9 protein-coding genes are annotated in these 13,759 nt (G+C 71.6%); 7 read left to right on the forward strand and 2 right to left on the reverse strand.

The window, feature by feature from the left end:
• Positions 1 to 45: 45 nt before the first annotated feature.
• From G7063_RS00805 to G7063_RS00830, 6 genes are all read left to right on the forward strand, one after another.
• On the forward strand, positions 46 to 729 hold the full coding sequence (locus tag G7063_RS00805) for a TetR/AcrR family transcriptional regulator (RefSeq protein ID WP_166412642.1): 684 nt from the start codon (positions 46 to 48) through the stop codon (positions 727 to 729).
• Positions 730 to 804: 75 nt separating this feature from the next.
• Positions 805 to 3,960 (forward strand): efflux RND transporter permease subunit, encoded by a 3,156-nt coding sequence (locus G7063_RS00810; RefSeq protein ID WP_166412643.1) that lies wholly within the window; start codon positions 805 to 807, stop codon positions 3,958 to 3,960.
• Positions 3,961 to 4,266: 306 nt separating this feature from the next.
• Positions 4,267 to 4,998: a glutamine amidotransferase gene (locus G7063_RS00815; RefSeq protein ID WP_166412644.1), complete on the forward strand. Its 732-nt coding sequence runs from the start codon at positions 4,267 to 4,269 to the stop codon at positions 4,996 to 4,998.
• Between the two features lie 201 nt (positions 4,999 to 5,199).
• Positions 5,200 to 6,273: a YihY/virulence factor BrkB family protein gene (locus tag G7063_RS00820; RefSeq protein ID WP_166412645.1), complete on the forward strand. Its 1,074-nt coding sequence runs from the start codon at positions 5,200 to 5,202 to the stop codon at positions 6,271 to 6,273.
• Positions 6,274 to 6,315: 42 nt separating this feature from the next.
• Positions 6,316 to 6,900: a CDP-alcohol phosphatidyltransferase family protein gene (locus tag G7063_RS00825; protein ID WP_166412646.1), complete on the forward strand. Its 585-nt coding sequence runs from the start codon at positions 6,316 to 6,318 to the stop codon at positions 6,898 to 6,900.
• Between the two features lie 239 nt (positions 6,901 to 7,139).
• Positions 7,140 to 7,343 carry a cold-shock protein gene (locus G7063_RS00830; protein WP_166412647.1) on the forward strand — a complete coding sequence of 68 codons (204 nt, stop codon included), beginning with the start codon at positions 7,140 to 7,142 and terminating at the stop codon, positions 7,341 to 7,343.
• Positions 7,344 to 7,415: 72 nt separating this feature from the next.
• Here G7063_RS00830 and G7063_RS00835 read toward each other — a convergent pair whose 3' ends face one another.
• Together G7063_RS00835 and G7063_RS00840 are read right to left on the reverse strand one after the other, a co-directional pair.
• The gene (locus G7063_RS00835) at positions 7,416 to 8,237 is read right to left on the reverse strand and encodes a DedA family protein (protein WP_166412648.1); all 822 of its coding nucleotides are present in this window, start codon (positions 8,235 to 8,237) and stop codon (positions 7,416 to 7,418) included.
• A 206-nt stretch (positions 8,238 to 8,443) separates the two neighbouring features.
• Positions 8,444 to 10,663 carry a thioredoxin domain-containing protein gene (locus G7063_RS00840; RefSeq protein ID WP_166412649.1) on the reverse strand — a complete coding sequence of 740 codons (2,220 nt, stop codon included), beginning with the start codon at positions 10,661 to 10,663 and terminating at the stop codon, positions 8,444 to 8,446.
• 250 nt (positions 10,664 to 10,913) lie between these two features.
• On the opposite strand from G7063_RS00840, the gene G7063_RS00845 reads away from it, so the two are divergent.
• Positions 10,914 to 13,415, forward strand: coding sequence for a putative Ig domain-containing protein (locus G7063_RS00845; RefSeq protein WP_166412650.1), 2,502 nt, complete (start codon positions 10,914 to 10,916; stop codon positions 13,413 to 13,415).
• The last annotated feature ends 344 nt before the right edge of the window (positions 13,416 to 13,759 follow it).

Below are 13,759 nucleotides of genomic sequence, written 5' to 3' on the forward strand. Positions count from 1 at the left end.
TGGGCAACGTTGCACTTTGGGAAACGACGGGTCTAGTGTCGTCGGGTGACCACCTCGCTGCGGGACCTCAAGAAGGCCGCGACCGCCCGCGAGCTCGCCGCGACCGCGTTCGTCCTCGTGCAGGAGCGCGGGTACGACGACGTGACGATCGACCAGATCGCCGAGCACGCCGGCTACTCCCGCCGCACGTTCGCCAACCACTTCGGCGGCAAGGCCGAGGCGGTCGTCGACGGCTTCCTCCAGCGCTTCGGCCCCCAGGTGCTCGACAGCAGGACCGCGCCGCGCACCATGTCCGACCTCCTCGACGCGAGCGAGGCCTTCATCGCCTCACTTCTCGAGGGTCCCGCCCTCGACGACGTGCGCGCCTTCGCCGCGATCGCGCGCGAGCACCCCGTCGTCGAGTCGATGGCGCACTCGCGACTCCAGGCGTTCCGCGGCTCGGCCAACATCGCGCTCCTCGTGGAGCGCTTCGGCGAGACCCGCACGATGCTCTACCTCTCGGCGCTCGTCGGACTGCTCGCCGGCAGCCTCCACGTCGTCCTCGACGAGCTCGGCGCGACGTGCGCCGACGCTGCCCCCGCTGCCCACGGCCGCCCCCAGATGCCCGAGATCCCGGACCTCACCCCCGAGCTCCGCGACCGCCTGCGAGCGCTCGTCACCGAGGCCTTCGACATCCTGCGTCACGGCTTCCTGGCCGGTGCACGCGAGGACGCGTCGCCCGCCCCCTGACGTCGCAGGGTCGCGCCCGGCGCACCCTGACCACAGATACCTTCCGCACGCCACACCCACACCGACAGGACTCCCGTGCACAAGCTCTCTGCCTTCTCCCTCAAGAACCGGGCGCTCATCGCGCTCGTCACGGTGGTGGTCGCGACCTTCGGCGCCCTCGCCTTCACGAACCTCAAGCAGGAGCTCATCCCGTCGATCGAGGTGCCGCAGCTCGCGGTGCTCACGGTCCACCCGGGCGCGTCGGCCGAGGTCGTCGCGAGCGACGTCACGGCGCCCGTCGAGAAGGCGCTGCAGACGGTCCCGGGCCTGCTCGGCACGACGACGACCTCGTCGACGGGCGTGTCCGTCGTCATGGCGGAGTTCGAGTTCGGGACGGACACGGCGAAGGTCGAGCAGAAGATGGCGCAGTCCATCAGCCGCATCCGCTCGTACCTGCCCGAGGGCACGGACCCGTCGGTCATGGCGATCAGCCTCGACGACTTCCCCGTCATCCAGGTCGCGGTGTCGTCGGACAACCCGGAGAAGCTCGCGGGAACGCTCGCCGAGTCGGTCGTGCCGGCGCTCGAGCGCCTCGACGGCGTCGCGTCGGCGTCGATCATCGGTGCCCCCGGCCCGCGCGTGTCGATCACGCCGCGCGCGGAGGACATGGCGCTCAACGGTGTGACGTCGCAGTCGATCGCGACGCTCCTCATGCAGAACGGCGTCATGGTCCCGGCCGGCACGATCGTCGACGCGGGCAGCGAGATGGCCGTGCAGGTCGGCACGCGCCTCACGTCGGTCGACCAGATCGAGGACCTTCCGCTCGTGCGTTCGCAGGTCCCGGGCATGGACGACGACGCGCTCCAGGGCCTCCCGCCCGTGACGCTCGGTGACGTCGCCGACGTCGAGCTGACGACGGACCCGACGACGTCGTACTCGCTCGTCGACGGCCGCAAGGCGCTCACCCTCTCGATCACGAAGCTGCCCGACGCCAACACGGTCGACGTCTCCCACGCGGTGCAGGACGCCCTGCCGGAGCTCGAGGCGAGCGTCGCGGGTTCGAGCTTCGACGTGCTCGTCGACCAGGCGCCGTTCATCGAGGACTCGATCTCGGGCCTTGCGACCGAAGGTCTGCTCGGCCTCGTCATGGCGATCATCGTCATCCTCGCGTTCCTGCGCTCGGGGCGCGCGACGCTCGTCACCGCGGTGTCGATCCCGGTGTCGCTGCTCATCGCGTTCGTCGGCATGCAGGCCGCGGGCTACACGCTCAACATCCTGTCGCTCGGTGGTCTGACGATCGCGATCGGGCGCATCGTCGACGACTCGATCGTCGTCATCGAGAACGTCGAACGTCATATGAGGTACGGGAAGTCGCGACGGCGCACGATCGTCGACGCCGTCCGCGAGGTCGGCGGCGCGATCACGGCGTCGACCGTGACGACCGTCGCGGTGTTCGTGCCGATCGCACTCGTCGGCGGCATGTCGGGCGTGCTGTTCCGTCCGTTCGCGTTCACGGTCGCGATCGCGATGGGTGCGTCGCTGCTCGTCTCGCTGACGATCGTGCCGGTGCTCGCGTTCTGGTTCCTCAGCTGGAAGGGACACGCGGCCGCGGCTGCGGCCGTTGACGCGGCGGACGACGCGTCCGCCGACGCCCCCGCCGACGTCCCCGCCCTCGTGGCGGCGGACGCCGAGCAGGCCGACGACGAGCTCACCGAGGAGGCGCAGGGCGGGATCCAGCGCTCCTACGCCCGGACGCTCGACTGGGCGCTCGGCCACCGCTGGACGACCGTCGGCATCGCGGTCGCGGTGCTCGTCGGGACGCTCGCGCTCGTGCCGCTCATGAAGACGAGCTTCCTCGGCGACATGGCGCAGAACTCGCTCGGCATCACGCAGCAGGTGAAGCCGGGGACGAGCCTCGAGAAGCAGCTCGCGACGGCCAGCACGGTCGACGAGGCGCTGCGCCAGGTCGACGGCGTCGAGCTCGTCGCCGCAACGATCGGCCAGACCGACCAGTCCCTCATGCTTGGCGGCGCCGACACGATCTCGTACTCGATCACGACCGACGAGAACGGCGACCAGGCGAAGATCCAGGAGGCCGTCCGCAAGGCCGTCACGGCGGTCGTCGACGCGGACGACGTGACGATCTCGCCGTTCGCAGGCATGGGCATGTCGAACGACGTGCAGATCAGCGTGACGGGCTCGGACGCCAAGGCCGTCGCCAGCGGCACGGAGGCGATCGCCGAGGCGATGCGTCCGCTCGACGGTGTCCGTCAGGTGTCGACGACGCTCACGGACGCGCGCCCGACGGTGTCGGTCGTCATCGACCGCGCGAAGGCTGCGGCCGCGGGCCTCACGGAGACGCAGCTCTCGCAGGCTGTCGCCGGCATGATCACGCCGCAGCAGATCGGTGCTGTGACGATCGGCGGTTCGTCCGTCAGCGTGTTCCTCACGCCCGAGGACCCGGCGCGCTCGGTGTCGGGCATCCGCGAGCTGCCGCTCGGCCCGGGCGGTGCGACCGTCGGTGACGTCGCGGAGGTCAAGGTCGTCGACGGTCCGGTCTCGATCACGACGCAGAACGGCGTGCGCAACCAGGTCGTCGACGTCACGCCGGAGTCCGACGACCTCGGGCAGACGTCGTCCGTCGTCACGACCGCGCTCGAGGGCGTGGACCTGCCCGACGGTGTCACCGCCGAGATCGGCGGCGTGACGGCCGAGCAGGACGAGGCGTTCAGCCAGCTGGGCCTCGCGATGCTCGTGGCGATCCTCATCGTCTACGTCGTCATGGTCGCGACGTTCCGCTCGCTGCTGCACCCGCTGCTGCTGCTCGTGTCGATCCCGTTCGCGGCGACCGGCGCGATCCTCCTGCAGGTCGCGACGGGTGTCGCGCTCGGCGTGCCGTCGCTCATCGGTGTGCTCATGCTCATCGGCATCGTCGTGACGAACGCGATCGTGCTCGTCGACCTCGTCAAGCAGTACCGCGACCGCGGGGTGCCGATGGCCGACGCGCTGCGGCGCGGTGCGGTGCACCGTGTGCGGCCGATCCTCATGACGGCGGCGGCGACGATCCTCGCGCTCGCGCCCATGGCGATCGGTGTGACGGGGCACGGCGGGTTCATCTCGCAGCCGCTCGCGATCGTCGTCATCGGTGGTCTGTTCTCGTCGACGCTCATGACGCTCATCGTGCTTCCGGTGCTGTACCACCTGGTGGAGAGCATCGGGAAGCGCGGGGCGACCCGAGTCCTGGAGGACTGACCCGCTCTGCCCCACCCCTGTCGCTGCCCCGCCCCTGTCACTGACCCAGCGCTGTAGTGGCTCGATAGCCGATCCGACCGCGTGTGACGTCCGGATCCGCTATCGAGCGGCAGGGCAGGTTGCTCGATAGCCGATCCGTGCACATGACGTGCACGGATCGGCTATCGAGCCAAAGGGGAGGTGGTGAGGGTGTCGGGTGGTGGGGCGTCGGGGGTTGCGCAGGTGGGCAGCTTCGCCGTCGGCGGCGTGCGTCCGGCAGGATGGGACGACGGCCGCCCCGGCCGCGACGACGCGAGGAGGTCCGCCATGAAGCCGTTCGTGCTGCTCGCGACGCGGGGCGAGGACGACATCGCCGACGTCGAGCACGCCGCCTACCTCGAGCTCGGCGGTCTCGCGCCCCACGAGCTCGTGCGCGTTCGCCTCGAGCAGGGGCCCATGCCCGCGTTGGACCTCGACGAGGTCTCGGGCATCATCGTCGCCGGCAGCCCCTTCACGTCGTCGGACCCTGTCGCGTCCAAGAGCGCGACCCAGCTGCGCGTCGAGGCCGAGATCTCGACGCTGCTCGACGACGTCCTCGCGCGCGGCGTCCCGTACCTCGGTGCGTGCTACGGGGTGGGGACGCTCGGCACGAAGATCGGGGCTGTGGTCGGCACCGAGTTCGGCGAGGAGGCGGCCGCGATCGACGTGACGCTCACCGACGCGGGTCGCGCGGACCCGCTGCTCGCAGGCCTGCCCGACGTCTTCGCGGCGTACGTCGGGCACAAGGAGGCCATCACGACGCTCCCGTCGGGGGCCGTCGTCCTCGCGACCGGCGCCGCGTGCCCCGTGCAGATGTTCCGCGTCGGCACGAGCGCGTACGCGACGCAGTTCCACCCCGAGCTCACGCGCGACGCCTACGTGCAGCGCCTCGAGGCCTACGCCGGCTACGGCTACTACCCGCCCGAGCAGGCAGAGCAGGTCCTCGCGAGGGCGCGCGCGAGCGACGCCCCCGTGCCGCTGCGCATCCTGCGACGCTTCGTCGAGCTCTTCGCGCGCTGAGCGCGTTCGACCGACGAGTCTAGCGACGAAGCGGACGCGGTCGTCCCCGAGCTCTTCCCTCGCAGCACAGAGCCCGAGCAGGAGATGACCGGTCGGGGCTACCCGATGGCACTCCCGCGCCGCACGCGGGACGATCGACCTATGCCAGACGCCCAGCAACTCGCCCCGCGCCGCTCCCCCCTCGTGGTGGGACGCACTGTCGTGCACGCTTTCCTCGACGACCGCGGGACGGACGTCGCCGCGGCCCTCACCTTCTACGCGGTCCTTGCGATCGCGCCGGCGGCGGCCGCGCTGCTGTCGGTCGTCGGGCTGTTCGAGAGTCCCCAGACGGTCGTCGACGAGATCCTCGCGGTGCTGCGCGAGGTCGCGTCGGAGGACGTGGTCGACGTCGTGGCGGGGATCCTCGGGGACATCGCGACGACCGAGGCGGCGAGCGTCGCGTTCGTCATCAGCCTCCTCCTCGCGCTGTGGTCGGCGTCAGCGTTCGTCACGGCGTTCTCGCGCGCGATGAACACCGTGCACGGCGTCGAGGAGGGGCGGCCGTTCTGGGTGCTGCGCCCGCTCATGGCGGTGCTCACGGTCGTGCTCGTGGCGGTCGCGGCGGTCGGCCTCGTGCTGCAGGTCGTCTCGGCAGACCTCGCGCGGGCGCTCGGCGGGCCGATCGGGCTGAGCGACACGTTCGTCACCGTCTTCACGTGGGGGCGCTGGCCGGTGCTGTTGCTCGCACTCGTGCTGCTCGTGTCGCTGCTCTACCACTGGACGCCGAACGTCCGGCCCGGCCGCTACCGCGTGCTGTCGCCGGGGGCAGCGGTCGCGATCGGCGTCATCCTCGTCGCGAGCTGGGGCTTCAGCTTTTACGTCGCGAACTTCGCGTCGTACGACCGCACGTACGGCACGCTCGCGGGGGTCGTCGTCGCGCTCGTCTGGCTGTGGATCTGCTCGGTGATCCTCGTCCTGGGGGCGGAGCTCGACCACGAGCTGCTTCGCGGCCGGCAGCTGCGCGCTGGCCTGCCCGCGATCGACGGCGCGCTGCTGCCGTTGCGCTCGACGCAGCGCCTCGAGAAGGACTCGGTCCGTCGTGTGGAGTGGGCTGAGCGGGACGAGGAGGTGCGTAGGGTGGCGCTCGCGCTCAGGGCGGGGGGTGCGGCGGACGACGACGCTGCCGACGACGCCTCTGCGGCACCGGTGCCCACCGCCACCACGAAGGCGGAGCCTGACGGCCCCGCCCAGCCCGGCCGTGGGACGGCCACCGGCCGCGACCGCGCGGGCGGATAGGCTTGCGCGGACGACCACGACGCACAACAGGATGGAACGCCGGTGACGATCCCCAACATCATCACTCTCGTGCGTCTTGTCGTCCTGACGCCGCTGTTCGTCGTGCTCGCGGCGACGGGCCAGACGGGTGCGGCGGTCGTGACGCTCATGATCCTCGGCGTGACGGACTGGGCCGACGGCTTCATCGCGCGTCGCTTCGACATGACGAGCGAGCTCGGCAAGACCCTCGACCCCCTGGCCGACAGGCTCGGGATGCTCGCGGTCGTCATCACGCTCACTCTGCTCGGCGAGCTGCGCCTGTGGATGCTCGGGCTCGTCGTCGTGCCGGATGCCGTGCTCATCTGCGGAGCCCTGTTCCTCATGGCGACGAAGCGCTGGCCGCTGCCGGACCTCGAGGTCTCGCTGCTGGGCAAGGCGCGGACCGCCGCGCTCATGACGGGGCTGCCGTTGCTGCTGCTCGCGTCGGGGACGGACGGGGTGCTGTGGCACGTCGCGTTCGGCCTGACCGTGGCCGGGTGCCTCGGTCATGCGATCGCTGCGACGACGTACGCGGTGCGCGCGTGGCGGCTCGTCTACGGGTCGGGTCGGCACCGCATCGTGGCCGAAGGTCCCGGTGCGAAGGTCTGATTCGCCGTAGTCTGACGCTGCGTGGGATGCGTGTCGTTTCCGCATCGTTATGAAGAGGTTCTGGTACCGAGTCGCGTCCTGACGCCTAGCACCCCTATGATCAGTGGGTAGTTGCTGTGCTTTGCTCGTCTCGCTGCGATGGAATCATCGCGTTCCGGCTTCAGGAGTGGACGAAGAACACCGCGACGGAGCGGCCCTCGAAGGACGGGGGTCGTCCGAGCACTCTGAAGGAGTACGGAATGTCTGTTGGAACCGTGAAGTGGTTCAACTCGGAGAAGGGCTACGGCTTCATCGCCCCCGAGGACGGTAGCGCCGACGTGTTCGCGCACTACTCGGCCATCCAGTCGAGCGGCTACCGCTCGCTCGAGGAGAACCAGCGCGTCGAGTTCGACGTCACGCAGGGCCCGAAGGGCCCGCAGGCGGAGAACATCCGCCCCATCTGATCTCGCACAGCGCGAAGGTCTCTGAGAGCCCCGCTCCCCTCACGGGGGGCGGGGTTCTCTGCTTCCCCGGGGTCAGGCGTGGGGTTCGGCCTGGGGGTCGCGCGAGCTGTCGGGGCCCGCGGTCTGCGCGGGAGCCTCGGGGTCGCGGGCGAGGTCGCGGTCGGTGACGGCCTCGACGACGGTCTCGACGACGTCCTCGACAGCGTCCTGCGCGGCGCGGTTCGCGGCGCGGACGCGCTGCAGGCGCAGGAGTCGCGCGGCGACGAACCACAGGACGAGCGCAGCGATGACGACGAGCACGAGGTTCGACAGGACGCCGCTCCACCGCTCGAGCACGGGCTTGATCGCGGGACCTGCGACGTAGCCCGCGCCGATCCAGATGGCGTTCCACAGGCCCGACCCGGCGAACGTGTACCAGGTGAACTTGCCGAGCGGCATGCGCTCGATGCCCGCGGGGATCGAGATGAACGAGCGCACGAGCGGCACGCAGCGGCCGACGAACACCGCGGTGCCGCCCCAGCGCGAGAAGAAGGCCTCGGCGCGGTCGAAGTCCTCGTACTCCATGAGCGGGACCTTGCCGACGATCGCGCGGGTCCGGTTGCGGCCGAACGCATAGCCGATGCCGTACCAGGCCCACGCGCCGATGACGGCAGCGAGCGTCGCGAGCGTCCAGGCGAGCCAGACGTTCATGCGGCCCTCGTACGCGAGGAAGCCGGCGCCGGGCAGGACTGCCTCGGACGGGATCGGGGGCACGAACGTCTCGACGAGCACGGCGATGCCGACGCCGACCTCGCCGATGCTCTCCATGAGGCCGAGCACCCATCCGATGAAGCCGTCGTAGCCGGCTGAAGGGTCGACGTCGGACGCGAGCTGGACGATGGGGGTGAGGTTCATGGCTCCGGGCTTGTCGGCAGGTCGGGCGGGCGGAGTGGCAACCTCTTGAACCTACCGTCCCGCGTCCCCGGTGGACGGTGCCGGATGGGGAGGTGTCGTAGGAATGCGTTCCCGACCCGCCTCTTCCCCTTCTCCGCGACGGACTGACGAGGTCCCCCGTTCGATGGGGGAAGGCGTCGACCCGTCGTGGACGCGGAGGCGGGGACCTAGGCGGGGGCAGTGGCGAGAAGTGCCGCGAGGGCCTCGGGGGTTGTCTGGGGGAGGGAGCAGGTCGTGCCTCGGCAGACGTAGGCCGTCGGGAGCCCGCCGACGAAGCCGCGGTCCTCGTGCGCCGGTATCGCGACGGCGGCTCCGCGGTCCGGCGCCGGGACGAGGGTGAGGACCGTGCCCGGGGACGTCGCTGCCCACGTCGCGTGGGCGAGCGGTCCGTCGGGAGCCGCCCCCGCGAGGACGACGCATCGCGGCCCGTCGGCTAGAGCCTCCGCGACAGCGAGACCCCACCCGGCCGAGCGCGGAGCGCCGTGCGCGAGCGCGCGGTACGGCGCGAGGGCGGCGTGGGCGGCGGCGAGGTGACGGTGCTCGCCGCTCAGCGCGGCGATCCGGACGAGCGCGCCCGCCGCGGCGGAGCGGCCCGACGGCGACGACCCGTCGGTGGGATCGCCCGGGCGGACGACGAGCGCTGGGCCGTCGTCCGCGGGCGGGGCGTCGTAGAAGGCGTCGCCCGCGACGAAGCGGTCGAGCAGGCGGTCGACGAGGCGTGCCGCGACGTCGTACCAGCGGGCGTCGCCCGTCGCGGCGTGGAGCTGGAGGAGGCCGTCGGCGAGGAGCCCGTGATCCTCGAGCGTGGCCTCGGTGGGGCTCACACGCTCGCCGAGGCTCGTGCGACGCAGCACGTCGTCGTCGAGGTGACGCGTGACGACGGCGTCCGCGACCTGCGCCGCCAGATCCACGAGGTGCGGGGCGTCGAGCGTGCGGCCGGCCTCGGCGAGCGCGCCGATCGCGAGCCCGTTCCAGCCGGCGACGACCTTGTCGTCGCGCGCGGGGTGCGTGCGCAGGCCGCGCGCGTCGCGCAGCCGAGCGCGCACCCGGGCCCACCGCGCGCCTTCACCCTCGCCCGGCGCCACGCCGGACCCCGAGGACTCCCCGCTCCCACCCATTGACGCGTTCCCCTCATCCGACGGGGGGAACGCGTCAATCCGTCGGGAGGTGGGGGACGTCGGGGCGGTGAGGACGGTGGCATCGAGGCGGAGGACGCTCGTGCCGTGCTCGAAGGTTCCCGCGTCGGTGACGGCGCAGACGTCGGCGGCCCACGACCCGTCCTCGTCCCCCAGGACTGAACGCAGCTGTGCGGGCGTCCACACGTAGAAGGTGCCCTCGGCGCCGTCGGTGTCGGCGTCGAGCGAGGTCGCGAACCCTGTGGTCGTGAGCATCGACTCCTCGAGGAAGGCGGCCAGCTGCAGGGCTGTCGTGCGCACCCAGTCCTCGCCCGTCGCGCGCCACAGTCCCGTGAGGACGGCGAGCAGCTGTGCGTTGTCGGTGAGCATCTTCTCGAAGTGCGGCACCGTCCACGTCGCATCGACGCAGTAGCGGGCGTAGCCGCCACCGAGCTGGTCGTGGAGCCCGCCCGCCGTCATGGCGAGGACGGTGCGTCGGACGACGCCGAGCGCGCGGGCGTCGCCCGTGCGGCCGTGGTGGCGCAGCAGATGGAGGAGCGTCGCCGACGGCGGGAACTTGGGCGCGCCCCCGAAGCCGCCGCGGACGCGGTCCTCGGCGGCGAGCAGGTGCTCGACCGCGGCGGTGAGGTCGTCGGGTCCGGGTGCCACCGCGCGGCGCGCGCCCGGCATCGGCCCGGTCGCGGGGGTCTCGACGGTGGCGGCTGTCGCGTCGTCGTCGGGAGCCTGCCCGACGCGTGACGGGTCCGCGGCCGACGTGCGCCGCAGGTGCGCGGCGAGCGCGTCCGCCTGACGCTCGACGGCCTCGCGCTGACCGTGCCACGCGGCCTGGACGCCGTCGAGCAGCTGCCGGAACGACGGCTGGCCGCCGACAGGCTCGGGCGGGTAGTACGTGCCGGCGATGAAGGGGCGGCCGTCGGGCGTGAGGACGGCCGTGAGCGGCCAGCCACCCTGCCCGGTGAGCGCGAGGAGCGCGGCCATGTGGACGGCGTCGACGTCGGGGCGCTCCTCGCGGTCGACCTTGATGCTCACGAATCCCGCGTCCATGAGCGCCCCGACCTCCGGGTCGGAGAACGACTCGCGGGCCATGACGTGGCACCAGTGGCACGCGGCGTAGCCGATCGAGACGAGGACGGGGACGTCGCGCTCGTGGGCCTCCGCGAAGGCTGCGTCGGACCACTCGTGCCAAGCGACGGGGTTGCCGGCGTGCTGGCGCAGGTAGGGGGAGAGGGAGTGGGCGAGACGGTTCGGCACGGTGGCTCCCGGGTGAGGTGGTCGACGGTGCCAGCCAAGCACGGACCTTGGACGTCGGGGAGGTGGACGACGAACGTCCCATACCCAAGTGTGATGCGGGTCGCGTCGCGAGCTTCGGGTGGCAAAGAGCCCAACGATGTGCATTTCATCTGCGGAGGCCGCCAGAGTTTGGGCAGGGTCTTCCGTCCTTGCAGGTCAGGTGTCATTGTGAGCCATCTTCCCGACGATGTGTCATGACCGGAGACCACCCATGCATGCACGTCCTCGTGCCGCCCGCCCGCGCCTTGCTGCTCTGCTCGCCGCGCTCCTCGCGCTTCTCGCGCTCGCGCCCGCGTCCGTCGCGACGGCCGAGGTTGGTGGGCCGACGCCGATGCTCCTCAACGGGACCACCGTCGACCTCCCGAGCAGCGAGGACACCGTCTGGCTGCGGATCGAGATCCCTGCGGTCGATCCGAGCGGCCTCACGGCGGAGGAGTTCTGGGGCGCGACGAACCTGCTGGCGTCGCGACTGTCCGACATGGCGCGCACCCCGGCGCCGCAGAGCGTCATGTTCACCGCAACGTACTCGTTGCTGCCGGGCAGTCCTGCGGCCGGCACGCAGTCTGCCGAGCCGGTCCAGGTGGCGGTGCCGGCGAATCTCGGTGCGTTCGGGAACGAGGCCGCCCAGCTCGACCTCACGGTCCACAGGCACGGCGTCCCCGCGTGGCAGACGACCGAGCCGATGTACTCGGCGGGCAGCGAGGTGAGGCAGACCCAGGTGGCGACCTCGACCTTCGGCCCCGTGACGTACGAGCTCTCGGCCCCGCGCGTCGGGGTCAGCGTCGAGGGCGACGTCGTCGTCTGGGACGGTGTCACCGGGGGATCGGTCGGGGTCAGGGCGACCGACGCGTTCGGACAGAGCGTGACCCGCACCGTGTCGCTCGCGCGGTTCGGTGCGGTGACGTTCACCAACGCCACGACCAGTCTCACCACCTATGTCGGTGTCGCAGATACACGCAGAGTCGCCGTCTCTGGTGCTACCGCCTCCACCCGGTACCGCGTCGCAGCAGGCGATCTCGGTTCCTTCACGCTGGGCACGACGGCGTCGTACGCCCCTGCCATCCTCGGGACCGCAACCGCGCCGGGGACGTACAGCGTGAACCTCGAGGCGTACCAGACGGCCGGCAGCGGTGAGGTCGTGCTCGGGCGGGGTGTCGTGACCGTCACCGTCCTTCCCTACCCCGTCGTCAGTCCGTCCCCCGCAAGCATCCAGGCGTACGTCGGCCGACCGCTCGACGTCACCGTTCTCCTTTCCACCGACACGAGCGTACGCAGCGTGTCAGGCACCCTGCCCGCATGGATGGCGTCTGTCCCGACGCTGCCGACAGGTACCTCGACGGAGACGTCGCTCCGGCTCTCGGGTACGCCGACGGCCATGGGCCAGACGTCCGTGTCCTTCACGGTCACGCACGGGGCGGGCACCACGAACGGCTCCGTGGCCGTCTCCGTGGCCGCCGCGCCGGTCGCGACCCCCGCGATCACGGCTGCGGTCCCCTCGGGGGAGGTGCGTGCCGACGGAGGCAGGGCGACGTTCCACGTCGAGTTCACCGACAGCCTCTCGCAGGGAGCTCCGGTCAACGTCGTCGGCCTGACGACGCAGGCCTTCACGGTCACAGGGCTCGTGGCGGGCAGCGTCTCCTCCGTCACCGGGTCGAACGGCGTGTACGTCGTCGTCGTCGAGGGCAGCGGGTGGACGGGCCAGGACGTCGTCCTCACCCTCGCGCCCGGCGCCGTCACGGACGTCTACGGCGTGCCCGCAGCCGGAGGATCCGGGGCACGCAGCGTCACCGTCGTCGAGCCTCCGGTCGTTACCGCTGCCACGGCGGCGACGGCGACCGTCGGCGTCGCGACCTCGATCCCGCTCGCCGCGACCACGACCTCGGCCGCACCCGTCACGTGGCAGCTCGTCTCGGGCCAGGCGTGGCTGACGCTCGACGGCTCGAACCTCGTCGGGACGCCGTACGTAGTCGGTACGCACCAGGTCGTCGTCGAGGCCACCGACTCCCTGGGCCAGACCGCGACCGGGACGATCGAGGTGACGGTGGGTGCCGCGCCCCAGGCGCCGTCGTGGGGGCAGGCGCCGCTGCCGACGGTGCCGCTCACGGCCGGGACGTCGTTCTCGCTGCGCTTCCACGCGACGGGCAACCCGACGCCCCAGCTGTGGGTGTCACGCTCGTCGACCGCGCCGACGGGCGGGCTCGCCGCGCTCGTCGCGCGCGCGATGCCGGTCACGCTGCCCGCAGGGATGACGTTCGTCGACAACGGCGACGGGTCCGGGACGCTCTCGGGCACGCCGGCGGCCGCCGGGGTCCACGAGGTGACGGTGACGGCCTCGAGCCTGTCTGGCGACGTGTCGTACGTCGTGCGTCTCGAGGTCGCAGCGGCGGTGCCGCCGACGACGCAGCCGCCGACGACCCAGCCGCCGACGACCCAGCCGCCGACGACCCAGCCGCCGACGACCCAGCCGCCGACGGAGGAGCCGACCGACGACCCGACGACGACGGAGACGCCCGTCACCGAAGCCCCGACGGAGTCACCGAGCCCGGACCCGAGCGACGATCAGACGGCTGAGCCGTCATCCTCCGCGACAGCCGCGCCGGGTGACGACGACCTGCCCGCGACGGGCGCGAACGGCGTCGTCGGCCTCGGCCTCGCCGCGCTGCTGCTGGCGGCGGGCACGCTCGCCCTCGTGGCACGCCGTCGCACGGCCTGACACCCAACCTCTCTCTCGAGCCGTAGGTCTCCAGCACCATCGAATGGTGCTGGAGACCTACGAGTCCCAATCCAGCCACGACTCGTAGCGTCCGTGCACACTCGGGCCGTGTGCAGCGGCTCTACGAGTCGCAGAAGGGACGGGGAGGAGCGGGGCGAGCGCGAGGGGTCAGCTATGCGGGTCGTCCGGCGGGGCGTCCCCGACCGTCGGGAGCAGGACCGGTCGTTGTCGAGCAGGACGTTGGCGCCGTCCGCGGAGAACTGCTGAGGCACGATGATCGTGCCCTGTCCTTCGAGCGCATGCCCGCGGGTGACCTCGCCCGTGAGGATGTTGTGCACGCGGAT

The sequence above is a fragment of the Sanguibacter sp. HDW7 genome (genome assembly GCF_011300875.1).
Lineage (GTDB): Bacteria > Actinomycetota > Actinomycetes > Actinomycetales > Cellulomonadaceae > Flavimobilis.

Coding starts and splice junctions, on each gene's coding strand:
- G7063_RS00815 (WP_166412644.1), top strand. CDS start 4,267: ATGAAGCCGTTCGTGCTGCTCGCGACGCGGGGCGAGGACGACATCGCC.
- G7063_RS00830 (WP_166412647.1), top strand. CDS start 7,140: ATGTCTGTTGGAACCGTGAAGTGGTTCAACTCGGAGAAGGGCTACGGC.
- G7063_RS00835 (WP_166412648.1), bottom strand. CDS start 8,237: ATGAACCTCACCCCCATCGTCCAGCTCGCGTCCGACGTCGACCCTTCA.
- G7063_RS00845 (WP_166412650.1), top strand. CDS start 10,914: ATGCATGCACGTCCTCGTGCCGCCCGCCCGCGCCTTGCTGCTCTGCTC.